The sequence below is a fragment of the Sphingomonas sp. ERG5 genome (assembly GCF_000803065.1).
In the GTDB taxonomy this organism is placed as follows: Bacteria; Pseudomonadota; Alphaproteobacteria; order Sphingomonadales; family Sphingomonadaceae; genus Sphingomonas.
Window position 1 is genome coordinate 15,197 of the sequence record NZ_JSXI01000013.1, and the last position, 24,404, is coordinate 39,600.

Sequence of the window (24,404 nt, forward strand, 5' to 3'; positions counted from 1 at the left end):
CGATAATTTCGCCACACCGCCCTGATCCTGACACTTGATGTCAGGATCAGGGGCCTAAAGGGAGCGTCCACCGGATAAGGACGTTCTTCACATGCTCGATCGCCGCGACATGCTCAGCCTTTCGATCCTGGCGGGCGCCGCCACGGCCGCTCCTTCGGTCGCCGCGACGCTGGCGGGTGGCGACCCTGGGCATGACTTCGATTTCCTGATCGGCTCCTGGCGAGTGAAACATCGCCGTCTCAAGGAGCGGCTCACCGGCAGCAACGATTGGCAGGAATTCGATGGTCGCTGCGTCATGCAACCGGTGCTGGGCGGGGTTGGCAATATCGACGACAATTGGCTGGATATTCCGGGAGGCGCATATCGCGCCGTCACGTTGCGCTCCTATGATCCGAAAACCAGGCTCTGGGCGATCTGGTGGCTCGACGGGCGCAACCCTCATACACTCGATGTGCCGGTGAAAGGCAGTTTCGAGAATGGCCTCGGCACCTTCTTCGCCGACGACACGCTGCGGGGGCAGCCGGTCAAGCTGCGCTTCCTGTGGTCGGCGATCACCGCCACCAGCGCCGAATGGCGCCAGGCCCTGTCGGCTGACGGCGGCAAGACATGGGAGACCAATTGGATCATGCACTTCGCTCGCGTCACCTGATCCGCCGCTCATTTACTCGACACAGCCGCTTGCCGCTCTCCACAATCGCGCTAAACCCGGGGCGATCAGGGGGAGAAGACCAATGGCCAGCACCACGGCAGCGGATACCGCGCCAGAGCCCGACACGACGTCCGAGCCGTCGGTCAAGGACATCCGGCTCGTGATTACCGCGTCGTCGCTGGGCACGGTGTTCGAATGGTATGACTTCTTCATCTACGGCACGCTGGCGGCATCGGGCATCATCGGCCGCACCTTCTTCCCGGCGGGCAATGAGACGATGCAGACCTTGCTCGCCTGGGCGGGTTTCGCGGTCGGTTTCGGTTTCCGGCCATTGGGCGCAGTGCTGTTCGGCTATCTCGGTGACAAGCTTGGCCGCAAATACACCTTCCTCGTCACCATCACCCTTATGGGTGTCGCGACCGCGGGCGTCGGCCTGATTCCGTCCTTCGAGGCGATCGGATTCGCCGCACCGCTGATGGTCATCGGCTTGCGTATTCTGCAGGGCTTGGCGCTCGGTGGTGAATATGGCGGGGCGGCAATCTATGTCGCGGAGCATTCGCCCAAGGGTAAATCAGGCTATTACACCAGCTTCATCCAGGCGAGCGTGGTCGGCGGCTTCATTCTCAGCCTCATCGTCGTGCTTGCGACCAAATCGGTCCTGCCGCCCGAATTATGGGAAGGGGGTGGCTGGCGTTTCCCCTTCCTCTTCTCGCTGCTGCTGCTCGCCGTATCGCTGTGGATGCGCCTCAAATTGTCCGAAAGCCCAGTGTTCAAGAAGATGAAGGCCGAGGGCGAGATGGCCAAGAATCCCTTCATCGAAAGCTTCACTTATCCCGGCAATCTCAAGCGCCTGTTCGTCGCCTTGTTCGGCATTGCCGCCGGACTGACGGTGATCTGGTACACCGCGATGTTCAGTGTGCTGTCCTTTTTGCAGACGACGATGCGCGTGCAGGAAACAGCAGCGCAACTGATCATTGGCGTGGGCTGTGTCATGGGGCTGTTCTGGTTCGTCCTGTTTGGCAAATTGTCCGATCGGGTCGGGCGCAAAAAGCCGATCGTGGTCGGTTATGTCCTGACGCTCATCCTGCTCTTTCCGGTCTTCTGGGCGATTGGCAGCGCGGCCAATCCCGACCTTGCCTTGGCGGCGAAGCGTGCGCCGGTCATCGTCTCCGGCCCGGTTTGCGCCTATAGTCCTTTTGCGGTGAAGCAGACCGATCAATGCGGCATCCTGCTCGACTATTTCTCGAAAAAAGGCGTGCAATACACCAAGGCGCACAGCCCGGTGACGGTGGTGATGATCGGCGGTCTGCCGGTTCCCGATACCACACCGGCGGGCCTCGATGCGGCGCTGGCCAAGGCGGGCTATAATCTCGACAAGGTCGTGCCCGCGCCGCTCAACATTGCGGTCATCCTGTTCGCCATTCTTGTTCTCGGCGCGCTGTCGGGCGTCACCTATGGGCCGGTTGCGGCGTTGCTCTCGGAAATGTTCCCGCCGCGCATCCGCTATAGTTCGATGTCGATCCCCTATCACCTTGGGACCGGTTATTTCGGCGGTTTCCTGCCCTTTATCAGCCAGTATATCGTCGCGAAGACCGGCGATCCCTATGCCGGGCTATGGTATACCATGGCCGTGGTCGCGATGGCGTTGGTGGTGACGATGTGGGGACTCTCCGAAACGCGTCCCGGCATGGCAAGTGCCGACTAGCGGAGCCGCACAACCACCGCTAACCGCATTGCCATGACGAACGCGCCCTTACGGTTAAGCCTCGATTCCACCGCCCTTGTCGCCAACTGGCGCGCCCTTGCGACCATGAGCGGCAGTGCCGCGTGCGGTGCCGCGATCAAGGCCGATGGCTATGGCCTTGGCGCAGTCGAGGTCGTGAAGCGCCTCGCCGCTGTCGGCTGCCGTGATTTCTACGTCGCCACCTGGGCCGAAGCCCCGGCGGTCGCTTCGCTCGGCGTGTCCGTATCGGTTCTGCACGGTGTCCGCGAAGAGGATATGGCGCAGGCCGGGGCAGGGCGCGCGCGTCCGGTGCTGAATACCGCAAACCAGGTTGCACGCTGGAAGCAGGCGGGCGGTGGACCCTGTGATGTGATGGTCGATACCGGCATGAACCGTCTTGGCGTCTCGATCGACGACGTCGCGACCGGGTTGCTCGACGGGCTGCACATCGAGACGCTGATGAGCCACCTCGCCTGCGCCGACGAAGATCATGCGATGAACGAGCTTCAGCGTGTGGCATTCACCGGATTGGTCGGACGTACCGATGCACGGCGCATGAGCCTGGCCAATTCCGCGGGGATTGCGCTCGGGAAGGATTATGCCTTCGACCTGACTCGCCCCGGCATCGCCTTGTACGGCGGCGTGCCCAGGTCCGAGTTCGCGGGCGTTCTCCATCAGGTCGTGACGCCTGAAGCTCAGATCTTGCAGCGTCGTCTTGTGCCGGCGGGGGCGCCCATTGGTTATAATGCGGCATGTATCGCACCGACCGATCTGGACGTCGCGATTCTCAATCTGGGTTATGCCGATGGCTATTTCCGTGGCTTTTCGGGGAAGGGGGCCGCACTATTCGAAGGACTGCGACTGCCGGTGCTGGGCCGCGTTTCGATGGATCTCATCGCGATTGATGTTTCGGTTGCGCCCCTGTTAGCCGAGGGCGATTGGGTGCAGCTCGATTATGCGCTCCCCATGGCGGCGATGGCCAGCGGCATGTCGCAATATGAATTACTGACCGGCCTGGGCACGCGGTTCGAACGGCGCTGGATCAGCTAGGCGGCGGTTTCCACACATCGAGCGGGCGCGCGCGAATCCATCGCGTCGCGAGCCACTTCACGCCCTGGATCACCGGTAATCCCGCATGGCGCGACGCCGGATCGGGGCTGCCATTGGCCATCACGTTGGTGAAGACGATCGCATCGCCCTGTTGCGGTACGATGGTGACGCCGAGTTCGGAGAATATGGTCTCGCCACCCTGAAAGCCATGGTTGAGGTAAATCAGCACCGTCTTGATCCGCTGATTCTGCGCGCCGGTGATCGAATCGAGATGAGGGCGATATTGCTGGCCGGGCGCGTAGCGCAGGACGGCGAGCGCTTCTCCCTGGTCGACCTGCGTGCCACTGATCGCGGCAAGGCGATGATTGAGTGCGCGGATCACCAGATCCTCGCGCGTCGGGCCGATCACCGCCCCGTCGGAGGTCCGGATCGGGTGGCTGATCTGCCGGCCGGTGGCGGGATCGAGCACCAGCGCGGGCTCAAGCAGGTCGTTGGCCACCGTCGCGACCTGCATACATTCCTCGGGCGAGAATAGTCGGGGATAGCGCACCAGGTCGCAACCTTCGCTGAGCCGCTCGGGCCTGGGCATGGTGCGTGGTGCGCCCAGGTGGTCCAGCTTCATGGCCTCGACGAGCTTAAGCTGGTTTGCTGCGACATGGTCACCCCGCGCTGCTGTGCGTAGCAACGCCAGAGCGGCGGGCCAGTCGGGCACTGCGCCGCTGCCATTGGCGGTGAGCGCGATTTCCATCAGTGCGGCATCGACATGACCGATCGTCACCGCGCGCCGTAGCAGGCCCCGCGCCTTGATCAGGTCCCGGGGGATGTGCGCGCCCGTCATGCACCACACCGCCAATTCGGCCAGGGCCACGGCGTCGCCACGATCACCCGCTTCGCTTAGCAGCGCGGCGCCTCGTTCCGCCTGGCCGTCCTGCGCGAAGCGTTGAGCCTGCTCTACCGATGAAGATGTCATGCTCACCTTATGCTGGTGCTGCAGGACAAAAAAAAGGGGGCAAAGGTTACCCTTTGCCCCCTGGAATTGACTGTTCCGACCTTAGAAGCGGGCGCGGAAGCCGGCGTAGAAGTTACGGCCGCGGAAGTTGTAGATCGAGCTGTTTGCACCGGTTGCCGTCGAACCCAGCGGCGGATCCTTGTCGAGCAGGTTGTCGATGCCAGCATAGAATCTCAGATCCTTGCCGAAGCCGCCACTGTTGTCGATGTTCCACTCGAACCGGATGTCATGATAGAAGACCGACGGATATTGCTGGATGTCGGCATAGTCCGCATTCTCTGGAGGACGCCCTTGCAGGCTGTTGAAGTCCTCATAGTTATTGACCCACATCGGCCCAATGTACCGCAGCCGGTACCCGAAGGTGAACTGCTTGTACGTCAGGTCCGTATCCAGACGGAACTCGTCGACCGGATCGCCCAGTTCGCCCAGGATCCGATTTTCGAAGTTCGGACGCGTGGGATCCGTATAGTTGCTGTTGGTCAACTGATGCACATAGATCAGGTTCGAGTTGAGGCGAACGTTCGGACCCAGCTGGGTACGGTACGAAGCCTGGAAGTCGAGGCCGCGCCGAACCCGCTTTGCATAGTTGAGCGGAGCCTGGATCAGCGAACCGCCAAGGATCTGACCTGGAGTTTCGCCAAAGGGAGGTGTGCCACCGCCACGGTAACGCGTGAACAGCCCGCAGAACGGATTGGCGAGCGTGGGCAGATCGTAGCAGCTATTGGCGATCTGCTGTGCGGTCACAGATGTGATCACATTGTCGACCTTGATATTATAATAATCGACGCTGAGTGAGAAGCCCGGAATGATCCGCGGCTGAATCACGGCGCCGAGCGTGATCGAGTTCGAGGTTTCCGCCTTGAGGTTCAGGTTGCTGCCGCTCACGACCGGGAGCGAGTAAACCGCAAGAGAGTTGAGAGCCGGCAGGAGCGCGCCGAGATCAGCCTGGCAATTGGCTGCACGATATTGCGAACCTGCACCGATATTGGCTGGGCGGCAGGGGTCCTGGAATTGCGGCGCGAAATTCGGGACCAGCGGGAACGCGGTTTCCGACACGTTCGGCGCACGAACCGCACGGCTGAAATTGCCGCGGAAACGGATGTCCTGGATCGGTGCCCAATCGGCGCCCGCGTTATAGGCCCAGACCGTGCCGGTGCTGCCCTGATACTTCGCAACTCGCGCCGCGCCGCTGATGGTCAGCTCGTGGAAGAGCGGCAAATCCTTCACCACCGGAATCCGGAGCTCGCCATAGGCCTCCTTCACTTGGAAAGCCTTTGGAGAGAAAGTCGGAATGACGACGGCGTTCGTCGCTCCCGACTGAACGAAGGGATCTTCCTGGTAATACGACTTTTCGCGTCGGTACTCGGCACCGACCGCAAAGCTGATCGGGCCGCCTGGCAATTCGAAGAGTTGGCTCAGGTCGCCACCGACAAAGCCGGACAGGACAAGCTGGTCCTGCGAGGCGACATGGGTCGCATTGTAGGTGAAGTATTTGGCCGCGGCGCTGTTATCCCCTCCACCAAAGGGATTGTAAGGTACGCAAGCGGCAATATCCGAGTTAAGCCGGCCCTGTTGCGCGGCAATTTGAGTAGCGTCGAATCCCTGAGTGAAAGGGACGGCGGATGCTGGATCGAACTGCGCACGGCACTGAATCTGGCCAGTAACGGGGTTACGACCGGCATCGAGCGACAGCATAAAACGCTGACGGTCAAGATAGCCATAGGTGGTCGTGCGTTCCTTGAACTTTCCGTAATTGACCGAAAATTCGTAGTTCCAGTCCTCGTTGAACGTGCCGCGCAAGCCCCCAACGAAACGATAGGTGTCGCGCTGGAATTTTTCGTCACGAATCCCCGAGTCGGCCAATTGTCGCGCGACAACGAAGCGATAGCTGCCGTTTGCGATATTCGCGATGTCCGTCGCCGTAAGTAAGTTTGTGGGAGTCGGGGCGACGGCGTTGGGATCGCAGGCGCCCGTCAGGCTTGTTTTGCAACCAGACGCCAGGATCGCATTGGCGATCGTTGCGCGCGCTGCGGTATTCAGGAACGGGTTGTCGAGCCGAACACGCTCACGGGCGTCAAACTGCGCAAAAGTACCCTGGATGAACGAGGGGCCCGCGTTCGAGCCCAGCGCATTGACTCGATTCCACTTGGCTTCAAAGAAGAGCTCGGCGGCATCGCTGAATGCGAAATGCCCGAGCGCGTTGAAGTTGTAGCGTTCCATGAACGGCAGTACGGAAAGAAGCTTGTCTTCGCGACCGGTCTGGCCATTGCCGCCGGTGATGCCGCCGAGAATGCCCTGGCCAAAGCGCGCTCCAGTTTGGGCAGCCAGCGTCCCGTCCTGATTGAATACGTAGCTGCAATTATAGGGCAGGGCGGCATTGGGGGCGCCAGGAAGGCCATTGGAAATACCGTTGCCGCACGGTGCCGACCCGCCCTTTTGCTGATTGATCGTAACCAGGCCGTACCGATTGATGCTCGTGCTGCGGACGTCACGGATGTAAGTGCGATCTGGAATACCGTCGCTGCCATTGACCAACCCGCCTTGATCGATGTCGGTGACGAAAAGGCCGTCCTGCGACCGGTACGACGGGATGTCGGAGGCAAAAACGCGAGACTGGCGAGCATATTCGCCGTGCACCATGATGTTGCCGCGGCCGCCGGCAAAGTTCGTGCCGGCCATCGCCGAGATGTACTGGTTGCCGCCAAAGCCCTTTTCCGCAACGCCCGCGCTGCCACGTACCTGCACGCCGGTGAAGTCGCGCTTCAGCACGAAATTGACCACGCCGGCGATCGCGTCCGAACCATAGATGGCGGAGTTGCCGCCGGTCACGATGTCGACGCGCTCGATCAGATCGTTCGGGATGGTGTTGATGTCGGTGGACACCGCATTGTTCAGAATGTCGGCAGCAACGTGACGACGGCCATTGACCAGTACGAGGGTCCGCTGAGACCCCAGACCACGAAGGTCGAGCAGGTTGAGGCCGGCGATGCCGATGCCCAGGCCCGGATTCTGCTGGGCGAAAGTGCTGCGCAGCTGTGGCAGATCGTTCAGCGTGTCGCCGATATTGGTCTGACCCTGCTGGAAGATCTGATCACCGCTGATCGACGTGATCGGAACCGTCGATTCGAGATTCGGACGACGAATACGCGAACCGGTGACGATGATCGCATCTTCGCTGGTCGGCGTCTCGGTTTCGGTCGTCGCGACCGGTTTAACCGATGGAGCGGTTTCCTGCGCAAAGGCGCCCGCGGAAAATAGCACTGAACCGGCTGCAAGCGCCGTCGCTGCCAAAAGGCGAGTTTTCAGCATGTTATAGAACCCCCGAAAGATAAAGCACGGGCAACAGCCCGGGCAACATTGTGCAATGTTTGCCGAGGCAGTCACATTGCACAATGTTAATCAGCGGTTCAGGTAGACTATCGTGTCAATTTCCAAAGCACGTGTAGCGAAAATGCAACATCATGTCTCTGCTTAGGACAATTCCGCTTAACGTTCGATACACATGGCAATTCCCATGCCGCCGCCGATGCACAGGGTCGCCAAACCCTTCTTCACGTCACGCTTCTGCATCTCATAGATCAGGGTCGTCAGCACGCGCGCGCCGCTCGCGCCGATCGGATGGCCAATCGCGATCGCGCCGCCATTGACATTGACCTTGTCGGCATCCCAGCCGAGTTCCTTGCCGACTGACAGCGCTTGCGCCGCGAATGCCTCGTTCGCTTCGATCAGATCAAGATCGCCAATAGTCCAGCCGGCCTTTTCCAGCGCGCGTCGCGTCGCCGGGACGGGGCCGATGCCCATGATCGACGGATCGACGCCGGCCGAGGCCCAACTCCTGATCGTGGCGAGGATGGTCGATCCGCGCTTTTCGGCCTCCTCGCGGGTCATCAGTACGAGCGCCGCGGCGCCGTCATTGAGCCCGCTGGCATTGGCGGCGGTGACGGTGCCGTCCTTCTTGAACGCCGGCTTCACGCCCGACACGCTCTCCAGCGTCACACCGCTGCGGATATATTCGTCGTCGGACACGATCGTGTCGCCCTTGCGGCCCTTGACCGTGACCGGTGCGATCTCGTCACGGAAGCGGCCAGAGGAGCGCGCCGCATCGGCAAGGTTTTGCGAACGGACCGAGAATTCGTCCTGCTGCCCGCGCGTCACCTGATATTGTTCGGCAAGATTCTCGGCGGTGATGCCCATATGATAGCCGTTGAAGACGTCGGTCAGGCCGTCCTTGACCATCGTGTCGACCAAAGCGAGGTCGCCCATCTTCTGCCCGCCGCGCAGATTCTGTGCATGCGCGCTGAGCGACATCGACTCCTGCCCGCCCGCCACGACGATCGTCGCGTCGCCAGTCGCGATCGCCTGGGCCGCCAGCGCCACCGCGCGCAGGCCCGATCCACAGACCTGATTGACGCCCCAGGCTGGGATTTCCTTGGGCACGCCCGCCGCCATCGACGCCTGGCGTGCCGGGTTCTGGCCCTGCGCCGCGGTCAGCACTTGGCCGAGAATGACTTCGGACACATCCGCGCCGTCGACGCCGGCCTGTTCCAGTGCCGCTTCAATGGCGATCCGGCCCAGCTCATGCGCCGGGACCGATCCGAACGCGCCCAGAAAGCTGCCGACAGGCGTGCGCTTGGCGGCGGTGATGACGATATCGGTCATGGGAGAATCCTCGGCGCTCGTGATGATGTGGGCGCTATCTAGGCGCGGGCAGCGCGCTAATCCAGTCCGCCAGCGGCTCCCATAGCTGCGCTCGCGCGCCACGCCCGACGATCATCCCGACATGGCCCGCGCCCAGGTCACGCCGGTTGGGCAAATCGGCTGCACTTGCCGCCGGGACGATTCGGTCGCTCAGCGAAACGAAATCGATCGCGGGGCAGGTCAGCCGGGCGGGCCCGGCAATCGTCCCGCCGACGCGCCAATGGTCACGCCCGGTGACATTGCCGCCGATCAATTGTTCGAACATCTGCGCGCCCGCGGCGAAGGGCAGGGGCGCGCCCGCATTGGCCCAATCCTCCATCGCGACGAACGTCCGGGCCGCGACGCTATCCGGATCCATTGCCGCGAACGCCTCATATTTGGCGATCGTGCGCCCTGGATCGAGCCGCCAGAATCCCGCTTGAAGGACTTCCATCGGAACCAGTCCCATGGTTTCGCACGCCGGGCGTGCCGCGTGCCACAGTTCGGCGATGTCGGTGCGTGCTTTTTCGCTGAACCCATCGAAGCGCCACGGCGCGGCGATCAGCGCAAGGCCCGCGACCGGCGCGGCGCAGGCGGCGGCGAGCGCCATCGTCCCGCCCAGGCAATATCCCGCCAGCACGGGCGGTTCGGGGAGTTTCGCGATCAGCGGCAACAGCAATTGCTCGACATGGGCGGTCACATCCATCGCGCGCGCCGCGCGGTCCGGTGTTCCCCAATCGACGAGATAGGGGTGAAAACCCTGTGCGGCGAGCCAGCGCAGTAGCGAAATGTCGGGTGCAAGGTCCAGGATGAAGGGCGGGTTGATCAGCGACGGCACGACGACGATCGGACGACCGCCGCGCGCGCGCGCGCCATAGTCCCGCAACCGCGCACGACCCTTGCGGTGGCGTACGGGGGCTGGCTTGCGGGGCTTGCCGCGCGCCGCCGCCTGATAGGCGCGCAGTCCGCTCAGGGCTTGTTCACGACGCTCGGGCGATGTTGCGGTTTCGCTGCGCAACATCTCCAGAAACAAGGGTAATGGCCTTGGTCCGTGTTGCGGTGCGGCATTAAAGGGTGTTACAGGTGAACCAACCACTTGGGCGGGGACCTTTCCCATGAAGAAGCAGACACCGGGCGACGGCCCCGTCATCATCAAGAAATATGCGAACCGCCGACTCTATAACACCGAGACGTCGTCTTACATCACACTCGAGCATCTCGCCGCGATGACGCGAGAGGGCCGTGATTTCAAGGTCGTCGATGCCAAGACCGATGAGGATATCACGCACAATGTGCTGACCCAGATCATCATGGAAGAAGAATCGCGCGGCCAGACCATGCTGCCGGTCAATTTCCTGCGCCAGCTGATCGCGATGTACGGCGATTCGATGCAGGCGATGGTGCCGGGCTATCTCGAGGCATCGATGGACAGCTTCCGTCGGAACCATGAGCAATTCAAGACGGCGGTCGAAGGCGCGTTCGCCAATTCGCCCTTCGCCGAAATCGCCAAGCGCAACATGGCGATGTTCGAAGCCGCGACCGCGGCGTTCAAGCCCGGCTCGGCCGGTGCCAAGGCGGCGGCCGCCGCTGCCGAAGCGCCGACCGCCGCTGCCGCGTCAAGCAAGGACGATGAGATCGCCGCGCTCAAGGCGGAGCTGACCCGGCTGAACGAGAAGATCGAAAAGCTCGATAATTGATCTGACGACCATGGCGTGGCTCGGGTCGCCGGCGGCACCTTTCTGGGTCGCCGCGATCGTCGCCGTGCTGGCGGCGCTTTTTTTCGGGCTGGGCGATCGCCGCCGCAAACGCCGCGCCGATCTCGATCGTGTCGGCCTGCTCGATTGGCCGACGCTTCAGATGCTTGCGCTGATCGCCGCTGCGATCTTCGTCATTCTGGCGCTCCACGCCTGACGGTCGCGTGATTTGACGCGGGGTTCCTGAAGGGCAAGTCGCGGCGCAGATAAACCAGCGAGCGATAATTGTCGTGCGGCGTGCTGAAAACGAGGCGATAATCGGCGCGCAGCGCGGATTTGGCCACGCTGAAGCTTGCCCTGTTCCAGATGTTCAGCGATCGGGAAGACGTGACGATCACCGGCGGCCGAGCGGCGACGATGCGTCGCACTTCGCCCGCTTCGTCGATCCCGATCGCGCCCTGCTCGGTGGAATAGATTAGCAGATTAGGGAATACATAGGGAGTCGGCAGGCACGCATCGGCCAGGCGATAGGTAATGGTATCGCCGATAGCGACCCAGGGACATTCGCTGCCGCTGTTTGCCTTGACCACCGCAGCGACCGCGCGTGCGCCGTCGGCATTGCGTGGTTGCATGGCGAGCTTGATCACGAACAACAGCAACGCCAGGCCGAGCACCCCGACCATGATCCGCGCCGACCGCCCCAGCGCCGGGGCCGCGACCAGCGCGAGCGGGGCGATCAGCGGCAAGGCGTAATGATCGAAATAGGTGCCGATCGCCAGGAAACCGATGAGCGCGGCGCCCAGCCAACCCCAGGCGATGATCGAACCTTCGCCGGCGAAGCCCATCCGCCGGCGCCAGCGCCAAGCAATGCCCGCTGCCACGATCAGGGGCGATAGCTGCGCGGCGACGCCCAGCAACCGCATGGCGATCTGATCCGCCGGATAACCGGGGCGCAGTGCGATCGAGATGACATTGGCGAACCAGAAGGCATGCAGCGCATCCGGCCCGATCCAGGCATAATAGCCGATCGCGGCCAGCGTCGGCAGCAGCCCAGCGATGGCCCAGGCGAGACCGGCGCCGGCCAGTATCGGCAACCGGCCCCCGGCGCGGTGCAGGAACCAGAGATGCGCCAGGCCGAAATAGATGCCCTCAATCACGGGCGTATATTTCATCTGGATCGCGATGCCGCTTAGCAGGCATACGATCAGGCCATTGCCCAGGACCGCGCGGATCGCGCCGGCCTTGGCCAGGACGGGCAGGCGCAGCGTGAGCAAGGCAGCGGCGGCCATGAACAGATTGTAGAACACCGGCGATTGCCCGCCACGTCCGTTGAGCAGCGACAGCCAGATCAGATAAGCGATCGCCGCGGCCAGTGCCCCGGCGCGCGCCGCACCGAGTCGGAGCGCACCCCGGTCGATCATCCATGCCGTCGCCGCCGCGAACAGGGTCGCGACGATCTGATAGGCGAGGATGCCATCGCCAGGCAGCAAACGGATGCCGGCGAAGAGCAGGAACAAGCCGATCGGCTTGCGGTCCCAGATGTCGACATAGGGCAAATCGCCGTGAAGCATTCGGTCGCCGACCAGCAGGTAGAATTGCTCATCGACATGAATGACCGGATTGCCGAAATCCCACATGCGCAGCGCCACCGCGACGAACAGCAGCAGTATCGCCGTCTTCCAGCGTGAGGTGAATGATTGAAGGAGCATCAGTAGAAGTGCCGCAGCGTCAGCGCGCGCCGTGTCCCGTCGCACAGGTCGAGCGCGACGACGCGCCCCGGTTTGCCGATCGACCAGGCCGCGATCGGGCTGGACGCGTAATTGTCCGGCACCGGCGTGCCGTCGATCACGCAGATCATGTCGCCGACGCGCCAGCCATCGCGTTCAGCCGGTCCGCCGCGCATGACGTGCAGGACGCGCAACCGGTCGCTTTCGGGGGCCACGAGCAGGCCGCTGGTCGATCGCATGGTCGGCTCGCGCGACTGAGCGCCGGGCGCCAGCACCATATGGCCGGCCTTGGGATCGAGCAGCACACGATATTTCTGCAGGAAGCCGGAGCCGATCCGTCCGGCCATACCCATCGCATGCGAGAAGCCACCTTTCTGTTCGATCTGCACATCGACAAAGGGGGCGACCAGGGTGCCGGTGCGCAGTTCGGGCACGATGATCAGATCGGTGACGATCGGCCCACCCAGGCCGAACGAAATGGTCGAGGTCCGCGCCGCCGGAACCATCGCCGTCGTCGCCCAGGCCTCGGACGACAAGGTGATGCTGTTGCCGTCGCCGGTATCGACGATCAATGGCCGCAGCCGTCGCCCGTTGACGGTGGTTTCACTGATATAGACCAGCCGGTCGCGCGAGACCGCCAGCGGGGCGCTCGCACCCTGGAACGGCATCCGGCCGGAGGGAAGCAAGCGAAAGCGCCGCGTGTCATAGTCGATGTCGAGCGCATAGTCGGCGGTCAGGTCGCGCCCGACCAGCATTTCGATCGGTTTCTCACTGCCCGTGGCATTGGCGGGCAGGGTGGCGACGCTGATGCTGCCGCCAGTCCGGGTCAGGCCGCCAAACGTGATCGATTGCGTGTCGATCCAGCCGAGCGGGACCACGCCGCCAATCGCATTGGCGCTGCCGCCGCTGCGGACCTTCAATTTCGCCGCATCGACATAAGCGCGCGACAGCACCGAGTAGCTGACGCCCGTATCGAGGATTGCGGTGATCGGCTTGCCATCGACCGTCAGGGTGAAGCGGATCTGGTTGCCCGGCGTCAGGTCGAACGGCACCCAGCGCGCTTCGGCATCGCGCGCGAGCAGATCGGCGGACGGTGTGGCGGCGGTCAGCAGCAGCAGGGAGAGGGCAGCGAGAATACGCATTCGCGCTGCCGTAGCCGTATCGGCGGCCTGTAGAAAAGCTTTTAGGGCAGGCGATGGGCAAGCATCTCGAATCCTGCCCTGGCGGGGTGGATCCAGGCCTTAGAGACAAGCCTCCAGGAACGCTTGATCGAAACCGAACTGTCGTGCCTTTTCAAGCGTATAGGGACGCAGGCCCATCGAGCGATATTCGCCGACGATCTTGCCGTCGGCGCTTTCGTCGAGATATTCGAATTTGAACAGTTCCTGCGTGACGATCACCGGGCCTTCCATGCCGATCACCTCGGTGACGTTGGTCACGCGGCGTGAACCGTCGCGCAGGCGCTTCACCTGGATGATCAGTTCGACCGAATCGGCGATCTGCCGGCTGATCGCTTCCTTCGGCACCTTGATGTCCGACATCATCACCATGTTCTCCATACGCGCGAGGGCTTCGCGCGGGGAGTTGGCGTGGAGCGTACACATCGAGCCGTCATGGCCGGTGTTCATCGCCGCGAGCATGTCGAAACATTCGGAGCCGCGAATTTCGCCCAGGATGATCCGGTCAGGACGCATACGCAGCGCGTTCTTGACCAGATCGCGGATCGAGATTTCGCCCTGACCCTCCAGATTGGCCGGTCGGGTTTCGAGCGGCAGCCAATGGGGCTGCTGCAAGCGAAGTTCGGCCGCATCCTCGATCGTCAGCACGCGTTCGCCCGGGTCGATCATTTTCGACAGGGCGTTGAGCATCGTCGTCTTGCCCGAACCGGTACCGCCCGAGATGACGACGTTGAATCGGCTCGCGCCGGCGATCTTCAGCGCGGTGGCCATTTTCGGGCTCATCGATCCGAAACCGGCCATCATGTCGAGCGTGATCGGCTTGGCGGAGAATTTACGGATCGAGATCGCGGTGCCGCGAAGCGACAGCGGCGGCACGATCACGTTGACGCGGCTGCCGTCCTTCAATCGGGCGTCGGCCAGCGGTGTGGTCTGGTCGACACGGCGGCCGACCGAGTTGCAGATGCGTTGCGCGATCTGGAACAGATGCTCCTCGTCGCGAAACTGGATATTGGCGAGGACCAGCTGGCCCTTGCGCTCGACATAGGTCTGTTCCGGGCCATTGACCATGATGTCGGTGATCGACGGATCGGCCAGCAGTTCCTCAAGCGGCCCGAGCCCGAGCAGTTCATCGACCAGCACCTTTTCCAGCGCGAACTGCTCGCGGCGGTTGAGCGTCAGCTTCAGCTCGGCGAGCACTTCGCCGATGATCGGGCGGAATTCCTCGGCCAATTCATCCTTGTCGAGTGTCGCGGCCGCTTCGGGATCGACGCGCTCGAGCAGGCGCGGCAGCACTTGCTCCTTGATCTTGTGGATCGAGCTTTCGAAACCTTCGACGCGGCTGTTGCCCGCCTCGCCCGAGGCCGACTGACGGTCGGCGAGGCGCTGCATCGCGTCCTGATTGACGCCGGGCATGTTGCCGGTCGGTAGCGAATCGGTTTCGCCCGGCATGGGCAATGGCGGGAACTGGTCGCCACCGATCTCAGGTTCGGCCGGACGTGCCGCCCCCCCCTGCATCGGTCGCGCAACACCGAACGCAGGCCGATTGCCGGGTGTGGACCCACCTACCCCTGGACGACGTCCGAATGCGCTCATGCCTTACAAATCCTCATGCTTGCCAAACACGCGTAATGGCTAAGCTTTGACAATTGACTAACCAAAGTCGGGAGTTTCACCGGGCAGGGTCCGGCTGCCGGTCGCCAGGTCCTTGCGCCGCCACACGATGATCCACTCCTGACCGGTTTGCTGATGGGTGTGGGGGAGGCGCGCGATGGCGACATAGTTGCGGCGGATTTCAGCTGCGACGATGCGATCATTGACCAGATTGCGTTCCTTCCACAGCGACCCTTCGACCGTCAGGATGGTGCCGGGTCGCCGCGACAGTGCCGCTTTCATCGCCGCCGCGGAATCGACGCCCAGCGCATCAGCCTCCGCCGACGACCGCAAATGGCCCGTAAAGGCGAACGGAGTGACGAGGCAGGCGTGCTTCAGATGATAATAGATGACCGGCCCCTCATAAGTGAGCAGGCATTGCGTGGTCACGTCATCGGGGATGGCGGCGACCGTTCGCGCCGCCAGTTGGGTTTCGTCGCCGGCGCTGATCCGGTCGAGGACGATGGCGTCGACCATCGGGTAAGCGATGTAGATGCCGAACGCGATATAGCCCCAGCGCGGCGCGGCGAAGGCATGGGCCGACAGGATCGCCGCCGGCACCGCGAGCGGCAGCGCATAATGAGTCCAGAACCCGCCGATCGCGAACGCATCGACAAGGCCGGCGATCGACCACATGGCCAGCAGAACCATTTCCGGATGCCACCGCCGCCATTGGCGGGTCGCTCGCCAGCATCCGACAAGCAGCAGCGCCAGCATGGGTCCGGACAGGCCCGCCATCGTCCCCAGGCGGACCAGGGCAAGCTGCCCAAGCGTGCCATGCTTGTGGAATTGCGAGACGACATTCGCGTACCAGAATTCGTTGAAATGCCCGATCGCTGCATAGCCCGCCGCGACGGCGAGTGTGGGCAGCAATGCGACGAAGATCATTGTCGCCGCCAGCGCGACAAGCTGCCGTGGCGGTGCTCCGGCACGGATCGCACGCCAGATCAGCCACAGGCCCAGCGCGGCGCCTTCGAACGCGGCATTGGTCTTGATCTGGATGGCGAGGCCGGACAGCAGCATCGCCGACAGAACACGGACCAGGTCGCCGCGACGCTGCAGCGTCGGCGCTGTATCGAGCACCAGCCATGCGCTGAGCGCGGTCAACAGATTGTAGAAGACGGGGGTCTGTCCGATCCCGCCCCATAATACCTGCAGCGCGACGAGGTAGCCGATCCCGGCAAGGATCGCTGCGGTCCGCGGGGCGGATCGCAGCGCGATCGCGGTCACGACACAGGCGGTCGCGGCGGCGAACAACGTGGCGACGATCGTCGCCTGGATCACCCCGTCGCCCCCGAGCAGCCTTATGCCCGCGAACAGTGCGAACAGGCCAAAGGGCTTTCGGTCCCACAAGTCGACATAGGGTATCGCACCATGCAGCATATGGTCGCCGACGAGCAGGTAATATTGCTCGTCCAGCCCCTTGAGCGGATTGCCGAACTGTCCGGATCGCAACAGGAACGCGACGCCCAGCAGCAGGGCGGCGATGGCCCACCAGCGCAGGGGCGGCGTATGCCGCTGGCGATGATCGGTAATCCAATCGAACTGTTGCGTCGTCATCGAATCCGTATGGCAACATATGGTTAGCGGATCGTTTAAGATTGGCGCTGTCGGGTGCCGCTGGCGCAGTCGGGAAAAGCAGGCGCCGGCAAGGAGGCTGCCGGGGGGAGTTCGATCGCCATCCGGCCTTGCGCAGGCCAAAGCGCTCAGGTCGATCGATGGCGGGTCTGGCCGTGGCTTGCTTCTGCGGTGATACAGCCACCGGATCGCTGCGTCGTGATCAGGAGGGGTCGCCGGGCAGGAACGGCCCGCGCGCCCGTACGCGCGCGGTGCGGGGCGGTATTCCGGCGAGCTCGCGAAAATCGCGCGCCATATGCGCCTGGTCGGCAAAGCCGCCCTTTGCCGCCTGGTCCGCCAGGCTGGTCGCTGTCGCGACATCGACCATGGCGCGGTGGAACCGGATCAGGCGCAAATAACCACGCGGCGTGACGCCGATGCTGCGTTCGAACCAGCGTTGCACCGTGCGATGCGACCGGCCGCTCGTTCGGACGATGTCCTCGACGCGCACCGCGTTCAGCACATGCGACCCGATCGGATGGCGGGCCATGCCGGCAAAGGCGGTCGTCATATCGGTCATGACATTATCCGGATTCAGCATCAGCGCACCCGCCCGGCTCCCGCCATCCAGCGCGGCCCAGCCATTGGCGATGGCGGGGCAGGGGACGCCGCCCAGCATTTCCCACGCCCAGGGCCAGAGCCTGAGGCCGATAAACTGTGCATCGCCGCTGATCCGGAACCGTACCGGCGTCAGGTTGAGCCCGGTAACGAACAGCGCCGGTTGCTCGGTGCCCCAGACCGACCGGCCGCGCAGCCGGTGGATCACCTCGATACAGCCGTCTGGCGTCGCATCATGCTCGACCCACGCATCGGGCCGACCCTCGCCGGCCATTGTCCAGAGTGCCGCGACCAGCCCGTTCAATGCTTCCGGCAAAGGCTGTTCGGCATAGCGCATCATGTCATATTCCATGTCGCGTCGGTTCAAGCCAGCGGCGTTGCATCCGCTAGACTGGCGAACGAACCACAGGGGAGAAGATCGATGCGCTGGATGATCGCGACATGTGCCGCACTGGCTCTGGCGGGAGCCGCGTCCGCTTCCGTTTCCGAACCGGTGACGAAGGGACCGCCGGGCTGGATGACAGGGTGCTGGATCATGCAGGCCGGGCAGAAATGGACCGAGGAATGCTGGACCTCGCCGCGTGCCGCCATGATGCTCGGGTCGGGCCGCAGCGGGACGGGGGACAAGCTCCAGTCCTGGGAAGCCAACCAGATCCTGCCTGATGCCGATGGCAAGTCGGTCTTCTGGGCGTCGCCGGATGGCGGAACGCGCGTCGCTTTCCCGATGCTGTCGCAAGGCGCGAGCGAGATCGTCTTCGCCAACCCGGCGCATGATTATCCGCAACGCATCCGCTACTGGCGCGAGGGCGAGACGCTCAACGCGGAAATCTCGCTCGCCGACGGGAGCAGGCCGATGCGCTGGCGTTATCGCCCGCTATAGGCCGGGCCAGCGATGGTCAGTCCGGTGAGCGATCCAGGCCGCGATTCGCATCCATGTGCCGCTATTTCCATGCTGTTATTTCGGCGGAAATTTTTCCGTGCTGTTAAGTTGGATTTTGGGCTCGGATTTCCGGCCCTTATTCAACAGCTTGCTCGCCAATATGCTGTTATTGAATAACAGCATGGAACAGCACGCATAACAGCATGGAACAGCATGCCGTTTTCGCCGAAACAGCATGGGCGAATGGTGAAAATATATCAGTCATAAGAAAGAGCGGGGCAGGATGCCGTCTGGCATCCCGTCCGCCGCCACATTGTCATGATCCACAGCGATAGTGAATCGACGCCGCGGACATGCCGCTCTTCGCGTCTGAGCCGTCATACAGACCGGCTCGAACCGCCGATCAGGCGGCGCGTTCGGCCAATATGGTCAAGCCATTGGCATTGACCTCGGCAAAGCCGCCCTCGATCGCGATTGTCTCGGGCTCGCCCTTTTCGGTGCGATAGATCGCCAGCGCGCCGTCGCGGATCGTCGACATGACCGGCGCATGCCCTTCGAGCACGCCGAAGTCGCCTTCGGTGCCGGGGACGACAACCATGTACACGTCCTCGGAGCGGACGAGCTTTTCAGGCGTGACGAGTTCGAAGTGCAGCATTTCGTGTCTCACTCCCCTCCCGCATGGGGGAGGGGTCGGGGGAGGGCATGTCAGGAAAGGCTGGCCGTTGGCAAGCCTTTCCCTAACCCCTCCCGCACGCGGGAGGGGGAATTGACTTAAGCGTCCTGGGCCATCTTCTCGGCCTTGGCGACCGCTTCCTCGATGCCGCCGACCATGTAGAAGGCTGCCTCGGGCAGATGGTCATATTCGCCGTCGACCACGGCCTTGAAGCTCTTCACCGTGTCCTCGATCTGCACGAACTTGCCGGGGATGTTGGTGAACACCTCGGCGACGTGGAACGGCTGGCTCAGGAAGCGCTGAATCTTCCGCGCGCGGCTGACGGTACGCTTATCGTCTTCCGACAGCTCATCCATGCCGAGAATGGCGATGATGTCCTGCAGCGACTTGTAGCGCTGCAACGTCTCCTGGACGCGGCGTGCCGTGTCGTAATGCTCCTGGCCGACGATCGCCGGGGTGAGCACGCGCGACGTGGAGTCGAGCGGATCGACCGCCGGGTAAATGCCCAGTTCGGAGATGGCGCGGTTGAGGTTGGTCGTCGCGTCCAGATGGGCGAACGAGGTGGCCGGCGCCGGATCGGTCAAATCGTCGGCCGGCACGTAAATCGCCTGCACCGAGGTGATCGAACCCTTGTTGGTCGAGGTGATGCGCTCCTGCAGCGCGCCCATGTCGGTCGACAGGGTCGGCTGATAGCCCACCGCCGACGGGATACGGCCAAGCAGCGCCGACACTTCCGAACCCGCCTGGGTGAAGCGGAAGATGTTGTCGACGAAGAACAGCACGTCCTGGCCTTCGACGTCGCGGAAATATTCCGCGATGGTCAGGCCCGACAGCGCGACGCGAGCGCGGGCGCCGGGCGGCTCGTTCATCTGGCCGAACACGAGTGCCACCTTCGAACCCTCAGGGGTCGGGTTGCCGTCGGCGTCCTTGGCGATAACGCCCGCGTCGAGGAACTCGTGATACAGATCGTTACCCTCGCGGGTACGCTCGCCGACGCCGGCGAACACCGAGGTGCCGCCATGGCCCTTGGCGATGTTGTTGATCAGCTCCTGGATCAGCACGGTCTTGCCCACGCCGGCGCCGCCGAACAGGCCGATCTTGCCGCCCTTCGCATAAGGCGCGAGCAGGTCGATGACCTTGATGCCGGTGACCAGGATCGCGCTCTCGGTCGATTGGTCGACGAACAACGGTGCCGGGGCATGGATCGGCATCGTGTCGGTGTGGCCGACCGGGCCGCGCTCGTCGATCGGCTCGCCGATCACGTTGAGAATGCGGCCGAGCGTCTTCGGGCCGACCGGTACGCGGATCTGCGAGCCGGTGTCAGTCACGGACTGGCCACGGGTCAGACCCTCGGTCGAGTCCATCGCGATCGCGCGGACCGTGTTCTCGCCGAGATGCTGGGCGACTTCGAGCACCAGGCGGTTGCCGTTATTGTCGGTTTCGAGCGCCGAGAGAATGGCGGGCAGGCGGTCCTGCTCGAAGGTCACGTCGACGACGGCGCCGATGACCTGGCTGATGCGGCCAACATTGCTGCCCGATGCGACCGAAGTCGTGGAGGCAGTCGGTGCAGCAGTCTTGGTCGCGCGCGGCTTGCGGGCGGGCTTTTCGGCGATAGGGGCGGTTGCCATCTTCTCTTCCTCGTCTTCGGATTACTTGAGCGCTTCGGCGCCGGAAATGATTTCCACCAGTTCGGTCGTGATCGCGGCCTGGCGGGTGCGGTTATACTGGATCGTAAGGCGATTGATCATGTCGCCGGCATTGCGCGTGGCATTGTCCATCGCGGTCATGCGGCTGCCCTGTTCCGACGCGGCGTTTTCGAGCAACGCGCCGAACACCTGAATCGCGACGTTGCGCGGCAGCAGGTCGGCAAGGATCGATTCCTCGTCCGGCTCATAGGTCACCGCCGCACCGCCATCGTCGACCGGCGCCGCATTGGCGTCAATCGCGACCGGGATGATCTGGCGACCGATGGCTTCCTGCACCAGCGCCGACTGGAACTTGGCGTAGAACAGGTGGGCGATGTCGAATTCGCCCGCCTCGAAGCGCGCGATCACGTCATCGGCCACGGCGCGTGCATCGGAAAAGGCAACATATTTGATCTGGCCCTGCTCGTGATCGTGCAGGATCATCGTCGGATAGAAGCGGCGCAGCACGCGGCCCTTCTTGCCGGCGAGGTAGAATTTCACCGTCTTGCCCTGCGCGATCAGTTCCTCGGCCTTGCGGCGCGCGGCGCGGACGATGTTCGAATTGAACGCGCCCGCCAGACCCCGTTCGGAGGTTGCGACGATCAGCAGGTGAACCTGATCCTTGCCAGTGCCGGCGAGCAGCCTGGGCGAGGATTCACTCACGCTGACTTTCGACGCCAGGCTGGCCATCACGCGCTCCAGCCGTTCGGCATAGGGGCGTGCGGCAACCGCCGCTTCTTGCGCACGGCGCAGTTTCGCGGCGGCGACCATCTTCATCGCCTTGGTGATCTTCTGCGTCGACTTCACTGAGTCGATGCGGATCTTGAGAGCTTTAAGGCTTGCCATTTATGCGTTCCGAGCAAGGGCCAGACGACCCGCGAGACCAAGAAATGCGGCGCCGATCACGCCTTCGAACCAGCGCATCACGCTGCTCTGCTTCACTGCCCGGCCGGCGCGCGCGGCAACCAGCGTGACGCCGGTCAGCCAGATCGAGCCGAGGACATAGGGCACCGCGATCAGCAACATCCCGCGCACCGGCGCGTCAGGGCCGGTGCCGACGAACTGCGGCAGGATCGCGAGGAAGAATAAAGCGACCTTGGGATTGAGCGCGGTGCTGAGGAAGCCCTGACGGAACGGCTTGCCCATCGCCGGCGCGATGGCCGTTGCCGCGATCGGGGCGGGCTTGAACGCACCGGTCAGCATACGGATGCCGAGCCAGGCGAGGTAGACCGCACCCGCGATCTTGACGGCCATGAACAGCGCCGGGAAGGCGGTGAGCACGCTCAGGAAACCGAAGCCGCACAGCGCCATGTACCACAGGCCGCCGAGCGCGATGCCGGCCATCGTCGCAAGCCCCGCACGAACGCCGCCGCGTGCCGACTGGCCCGCGACGATCATCATGTCCGGTCCCGGCGTCAGCACGAGGCCGATCGACAGGAGCGTCCAGGCAAGGAGCGAATGGTCGGCCATCGACTCTGTCTTACGCGAACGTCTTCGAGAACGTGGCGAGCGCGCTCTTCAGCGCTTCGGTCGTTTCCTTGGACAGGTCGCGCTTTTCGCGGATGTCGGTCAGGACCGCCGCATGGTTGGCGCGCAGGTCGGCAAGCATCGCCTGCTCGTAGCGCACCACGGCGTCGACCGGCACGGTATCGAGATAGCCATTGGTGCCGGCGAAGATCGACGCAGTCTGCTCCTCGAACGGCATCGGCTGATACTGGGCCTGCTTGAGCAGTTCAGTCAGGCGCGCGCCGCGATTGAGCAGCTTCTGAGTCGAGGCGTCGAGATCCGAACCGAACTGCGCGAACGCGGCCATTTCGCGATACTGGGCGAGCTCGAGCTTGATCGAGCCCGAGACCTTCTTCATCGCCTTGGTCTGCGCGGCGGAGCCGACGCGGCTGACCGAAAGGCCGACGTTGATCGCGGGACGGATGCCGGCGAAGAACAGGCCGGTTTCGAGGAAGATCTGGCCGTCGGTGATCGAGATCACGTTGGTCGGGATGTATGCGGACACGTCGCCCGCCTGCGTCTCGATGATCGGCAGCGCGGTGAGCGAGCCCGAACCATTGTCGGCATTCATCTTCGCGGCGCGCTCGAGCAGGCGCGAGTGGAGATAGAACACGTCGCCGGGATAGGCTTCGCGGCCCGGCGGACGGCGCAGCAGCAGCGACATCTGGCGATAGGCGACGGCCTGCTTCGACAGATCGTCATACACGATCAGGGCATGCATGCCGTTGTCGCGGAAATATTCGCCCATCGCGCAGCCGGTGTACGGTGCGAGGAACTGCAGCGGCGCCGGCTCCGACGCGGTCGCGGCGACGACGATCGAATATTCCATCGCGCCGGCTTCTTCGAGTGCGCGGACGATCTGCGCCACGGTCGAGCGCTTCTGGCCGATGGCGACATAGATGCAGTAAAGCTTCTGGCTCTCGTCAGTGCCCTGATGCGCGGCCTTCTGGTTGATGAAGGTGTCGATCGCGACGGCGGTCTTGCCAGTCTGGCGATCGCCGATGATCAGTTCGCGCTGGCCACGACCGACCGGGACGAGTGCGTCGATCGCCTTCAGGCCGGTCTGCACCGGCTCGTTGACGCCCTGGCGCGGGATGATGCCCGGCGCCTTGACTTCGACGCGGCTGCGCAGGTCGCTGACGATCGGACCCTTGCCGTCGATCGGGTTGCCGAGACCATCGACGACGCGGCCGAGCAGGCCCTTGCCGACGGGAACGTCCACGATCGTGCCGGTGCGCTTGACGACGTCACCTTCCTTGATCTCGGAGTCGGTACCGAAGATCACGACGCCGACATTGTCGGCCTCGAGGTTGAGGGCCATGCCCTGCACGCCGTTGGAGAACTCGACCATTTCGCCCGCCTGGACGTTGTCGAGCCCGTGAATGCGCGCAATGCCGTCGCCGACCGACAGCACGCGGCCGGTTTCGGAGACTTGCGCCTCGGAACCGAACGAAGCGATCTGGTCCTTGATGACCTTCGAAATTTCAGCGGCGCGGATATCCATGATCAGCCTTTCATCGCGTGCGCGAGAGTATTGAGACGAGTCTTGATCGACGAATCGATCATTTGCGAACCGATCTTCACGACCAGTCCGCCAAGCAGGGAGGGATCGACCGACAGGTCGACCGCAACATCACGGCCGACCCGGGCGCGCAGCTGATCCTTCAGCGCGTCGACCTGATCGTCGGTGAGGGGGTGAGCGGAGACGATTTCGGCGGTCGTCTCGCCCCGATGATTCGCCGCGAGCGCGCGGAACGAACGGATGATCGCGGGCAATTCGGCGAGGCGGCGATTCTGCGCCAGCACGCCAAGGAATTTCTTGGTCGTGCCGTCGACGTCGATCACATCGGCAGCGGCGGCGACACCCTTGCCGGCATTGATCCGCGACAGCAGCGGATTGGTGGTCAGTGCCGCGAAATCGGCCGATTGGTCGAGTGCGGCGCGCACGCGGCCCAGGCTCGCCTCGACGGCGTCGATTGCCCGAGGGTTTGCAGCGTCGTCGCGCGCGAGCTCGAACAGCGCGGTCGCATAGCGTCCGCTTAAGCTCGCTTGTATGCCGCCGGATGTCTCCACGGAGTCGAATTCCTCGTTGGAACGGGTTTCAGGCCATATGAAAAGAGGGCCGGAA

Annotated in this window: 21 protein-coding genes; 6 read left to right on the forward strand and 15 right to left on the reverse strand. The window is 63.4% G+C overall.

The genetic code is table 11. The annotated features are described in order from the left end of the window. Positions 1 to 91: 91 nt before the first annotated feature. The 3 genes from OO12_RS03060 to OO12_RS03070 all read left to right on the forward strand — a co-directional run bounded on the left by OO12_RS03060 (position 92) and on the right by OO12_RS03070 (position 3,422). Positions 92 to 649, forward strand: a complete 558-nt coding sequence (locus tag OO12_RS03060; RefSeq protein ID WP_200887371.1) for a DUF1579 domain-containing protein — start codon at positions 92 to 94, stop codon at positions 647 to 649. Positions 650 to 731: 82 nt separating this feature from the next. After that, a complete protein-coding gene (locus OO12_RS03065; protein ID WP_034157170.1) occupies positions 732 to 2,354 on the forward strand; it encodes an MFS transporter in 1,623 nt (540 codons plus the stop codon). A 33-nt stretch (positions 2,355 to 2,387) separates the two neighbouring features. Beyond that, on the forward strand, positions 2,388 to 3,422 hold the full coding sequence (locus tag OO12_RS03070; protein ID WP_034157171.1) for an alanine racemase: 1,035 nt from the start codon (positions 2,388 to 2,390) through the stop codon (positions 3,420 to 3,422). On the opposite strand, the gene OO12_RS03075 is transcribed toward OO12_RS03070, so the two are convergent. The 4 genes from OO12_RS03075 to OO12_RS03090 all read right to left on the reverse strand — a co-directional run bounded on the left by OO12_RS03075 (position 3,415) and on the right by OO12_RS03090 (position 10,129). Further along, the gene (locus OO12_RS03075; protein ID WP_052215498.1) at positions 3,415 to 4,392 is read right to left on the reverse strand and encodes a 2OG-Fe(II) oxygenase; all 978 of its coding nucleotides are present in this window, start codon (positions 4,390 to 4,392) and stop codon (positions 3,415 to 3,417) included. The genes OO12_RS03070 and OO12_RS03075 overlap by 8 nt on opposite strands. Before the next feature lie 81 nt (positions 4,393 to 4,473). After that, entirely contained in the window at positions 4,474 to 7,740 is a 3,267-nt protein-coding gene (locus OO12_RS03080) for a TonB-dependent receptor domain-containing protein (RefSeq protein WP_052215499.1), read from the reverse strand. Positions 7,741 to 7,917: 177 nt separating this feature from the next. Further along, complete coding sequence (locus OO12_RS03085; RefSeq protein WP_034157172.1) at positions 7,918 to 9,090, reverse strand: acetyl-CoA C-acetyltransferase; 1,173 nt, start codon at positions 9,088 to 9,090, stop codon at positions 7,918 to 7,920. A 34-nt stretch (positions 9,091 to 9,124) separates the two neighbouring features. After that, positions 9,125 to 10,129 carry an alpha/beta fold hydrolase gene (locus tag OO12_RS03090; RefSeq protein ID WP_200887372.1) on the reverse strand — a complete coding sequence of 335 codons (1,005 nt, stop codon included), beginning with the start codon at positions 10,127 to 10,129 and terminating at the stop codon, positions 9,125 to 9,127. A gap of 94 nt (positions 10,130 to 10,223) precedes the next feature. On the opposite strand from OO12_RS03090, the gene phaR reads away from it, so the two are divergent. Continuing rightward, positions 10,224 to 10,805 (forward strand): polyhydroxyalkanoate synthesis repressor PhaR, encoded by a 582-nt coding sequence (phaR, locus tag OO12_RS03095; protein ID WP_034157173.1) that lies wholly within the window; start codon positions 10,224 to 10,226, stop codon positions 10,803 to 10,805. Positions 10,806 to 10,815: 10 nt separating this feature from the next. Continuing rightward, the gene (locus tag OO12_RS03100) at positions 10,816 to 11,019 is read left to right on the forward strand and encodes a hypothetical protein (RefSeq protein WP_034157174.1); all 204 of its coding nucleotides are present in this window, start codon (positions 10,816 to 10,818) and stop codon (positions 11,017 to 11,019) included. Here the strand turns inward: OO12_RS03100 and OO12_RS03105 are convergent. The 5 genes from OO12_RS03105 to OO12_RS26685 all read right to left on the reverse strand — a co-directional run bounded on the left by OO12_RS03105 (position 10,997) and on the right by OO12_RS26685 (position 17,899). Continuing rightward, a complete protein-coding gene (locus OO12_RS03105) occupies positions 10,997 to 12,511 on the reverse strand; it encodes a hypothetical protein (RefSeq protein WP_052215500.1) in 1,515 nt (504 codons plus the stop codon). The genes OO12_RS03100 and OO12_RS03105 overlap by 23 nt on opposite strands. Then, positions 12,511 to 13,671, reverse strand: a complete 1,161-nt coding sequence (locus OO12_RS03110; RefSeq protein ID WP_034157175.1) for an aspartyl protease family protein — start codon at positions 13,669 to 13,671, stop codon at positions 12,511 to 12,513. The genes OO12_RS03105 and OO12_RS03110 overlap by 1 nt, the downstream gene beginning before the upstream one ends. 99 nt (positions 13,672 to 13,770) lie before the next feature. Then, positions 13,771 to 15,300, reverse strand: coding sequence for a CpaF family protein (locus tag OO12_RS03115; protein ID WP_034157176.1), 1,530 nt, complete (start codon positions 15,298 to 15,300; stop codon positions 13,771 to 13,773). 57 nt (positions 15,301 to 15,357) lie between these two features. Beyond that, positions 15,358 to 16,917 carry an ArnT family glycosyltransferase gene (locus tag OO12_RS03120; protein WP_052215501.1) on the reverse strand — a complete coding sequence of 520 codons (1,560 nt, stop codon included), beginning with the start codon at positions 16,915 to 16,917 and terminating at the stop codon, positions 15,358 to 15,360. A gap of 220 nt (positions 16,918 to 17,137) precedes the next feature. Continuing rightward, on the reverse strand, positions 17,138 to 17,899 hold the full coding sequence (locus OO12_RS26685; RefSeq protein ID WP_152616247.1) for a helix-turn-helix transcriptional regulator: 762 nt from the start codon (positions 17,897 to 17,899) through the stop codon (positions 17,138 to 17,140). 54 nt (positions 17,900 to 17,953) lie between these two features. On the opposite strand from OO12_RS26685, the gene OO12_RS03130 reads away from it, so the two are divergent. After that, positions 17,954 to 18,412 carry a DUF6265 family protein gene (locus tag OO12_RS03130; protein ID WP_235364667.1) on the forward strand — a complete coding sequence of 153 codons (459 nt, stop codon included), beginning with the start codon at positions 17,954 to 17,956 and terminating at the stop codon, positions 18,410 to 18,412. Positions 18,413 to 18,815: 403 nt separating this feature from the next. On the opposite strand, the gene OO12_RS03135 is transcribed toward OO12_RS03130, so the two are convergent. The 6 genes from OO12_RS03135 to OO12_RS03160 form a co-directional block, all read right to left on the reverse strand. Then, positions 18,816 to 19,067 (reverse strand): ATP synthase F1 subunit epsilon, encoded by a 252-nt coding sequence (locus OO12_RS03135; RefSeq protein WP_034157178.1) that lies wholly within the window; start codon positions 19,065 to 19,067, stop codon positions 18,816 to 18,818. 116 nt (positions 19,068 to 19,183) lie between these two features. Beyond that, on the reverse strand, positions 19,184 to 20,713 hold the full coding sequence (atpD, locus tag OO12_RS27875; protein ID WP_152616248.1) for a F0F1 ATP synthase subunit beta: 1,530 nt from the start codon (positions 20,711 to 20,713) through the stop codon (positions 19,184 to 19,186). A gap of 21 nt (positions 20,714 to 20,734) precedes the next feature. Continuing rightward, entirely contained in the window at positions 20,735 to 21,616 is an 882-nt protein-coding gene (locus tag OO12_RS27880; protein ID WP_034157179.1) for a F0F1 ATP synthase subunit gamma, read from the reverse strand. Beyond that, the gene (locus OO12_RS03150; RefSeq protein ID WP_082006313.1) at positions 21,617 to 22,240 is read right to left on the reverse strand and encodes a LysE family translocator; all 624 of its coding nucleotides are present in this window, start codon (positions 22,238 to 22,240) and stop codon (positions 21,617 to 21,619) included. 10 nt (positions 22,241 to 22,250) lie between these two features. Continuing rightward, positions 22,251 to 23,780 carry a F0F1 ATP synthase subunit alpha gene (gene atpA, locus OO12_RS03155; protein WP_034157180.1) on the reverse strand — a complete coding sequence of 510 codons (1,530 nt, stop codon included), beginning with the start codon at positions 23,778 to 23,780 and terminating at the stop codon, positions 22,251 to 22,253. A gap of 2 nt (positions 23,781 to 23,782) precedes the next feature. Further along, a complete protein-coding gene (locus OO12_RS03160; RefSeq protein WP_034157181.1) occupies positions 23,783 to 24,349 on the reverse strand; it encodes a F0F1 ATP synthase subunit delta in 567 nt (188 codons plus the stop codon). Positions 24,350 to 24,404 lie beyond the last annotated feature (55 nt).

Bases quoted from the DNA above. Each gene is read 5' to 3' on its own strand.
- OO12_RS03060 (WP_200887371.1), top strand. From the start codon at position 92: ATGCTCGATCGCCGCGACATGCTCAGCCTTTCGATCCTGGCGGGCGCC.
- OO12_RS03065 (WP_034157170.1), top strand. From the start codon at position 732: ATGGCCAGCACCACGGCAGCGGATACCGCGCCAGAGCCCGACACGACG.
- phaR (WP_034157173.1), top strand. From the start codon at position 10,224: ATGAAGAAGCAGACACCGGGCGACGGCCCCGTCATCATCAAGAAATAT.
- OO12_RS03070 (WP_034157171.1), top strand. From the start codon at position 2,388: ATGACGAACGCGCCCTTACGGTTAAGCCTCGATTCCACCGCCCTTGTC.
- OO12_RS03075 (WP_052215498.1), bottom strand. From the start codon at position 4,392: ATGACATCTTCATCGGTAGAGCAGGCTCAACGCTTCGCGCAGGACGGC.
- OO12_RS27880 (WP_034157179.1), bottom strand. From the start codon at position 21,616: ATGGCAAGCCTTAAAGCTCTCAAGATCCGCATCGACTCAGTGAAGTCG.
- OO12_RS03135 (WP_034157178.1), bottom strand. From the start codon at position 19,067: ATGCTGCACTTCGAACTCGTCACGCCTGAAAAGCTCGTCCGCTCCGAG.
- OO12_RS03090 (WP_200887372.1), bottom strand. From the start codon at position 10,129: ATGTTGCGCAGCGAAACCGCAACATCGCCCGAGCGTCGTGAACAAGCC.
- OO12_RS03080 (WP_052215499.1), bottom strand. From the start codon at position 7,740: ATGCTGAAAACTCGCCTTTTGGCAGCGACGGCGCTTGCAGCCGGTTCA.
- OO12_RS03115 (WP_034157176.1), bottom strand. From the start codon at position 15,300: ATGAGCGCATTCGGACGTCGTCCAGGGGTAGGTGGGTCCACACCCGGC.
- OO12_RS03100 (WP_034157174.1), top strand. From the start codon at position 10,816: ATGGCGTGGCTCGGGTCGCCGGCGGCACCTTTCTGGGTCGCCGCGATC.
- atpD (WP_152616248.1), bottom strand. From the start codon at position 20,713: ATGGCAACCGCCCCTATCGCCGAAAAGCCCGCCCGCAAGCCGCGCGCG.
- OO12_RS03110 (WP_034157175.1), bottom strand. From the start codon at position 13,671: ATGCGTATTCTCGCTGCCCTCTCCCTGCTGCTGCTGACCGCCGCCACA.
- atpA (WP_034157180.1), bottom strand. From the start codon at position 23,780: ATGGATATCCGCGCCGCTGAAATTTCGAAGGTCATCAAGGACCAGATC.
- OO12_RS03085 (WP_034157172.1), bottom strand. From the start codon at position 9,090: ATGACCGATATCGTCATCACCGCCGCCAAGCGCACGCCTGTCGGCAGC.
- OO12_RS03120 (WP_052215501.1), bottom strand. From the start codon at position 16,917: ATGACGACGCAACAGTTCGATTGGATTACCGATCATCGCCAGCGGCAT.
- OO12_RS03150 (WP_082006313.1), bottom strand. From the start codon at position 22,240: ATGGCCGACCATTCGCTCCTTGCCTGGACGCTCCTGTCGATCGGCCTC.
- OO12_RS03105 (WP_052215500.1), bottom strand. From the start codon at position 12,511: ATGCTCCTTCAATCATTCACCTCACGCTGGAAGACGGCGATACTGCTG.
- OO12_RS03130 (WP_235364667.1), top strand. From the start codon at position 17,954: ATGCGCTGGATGATCGCGACATGTGCCGCACTGGCTCTGGCGGGAGCC.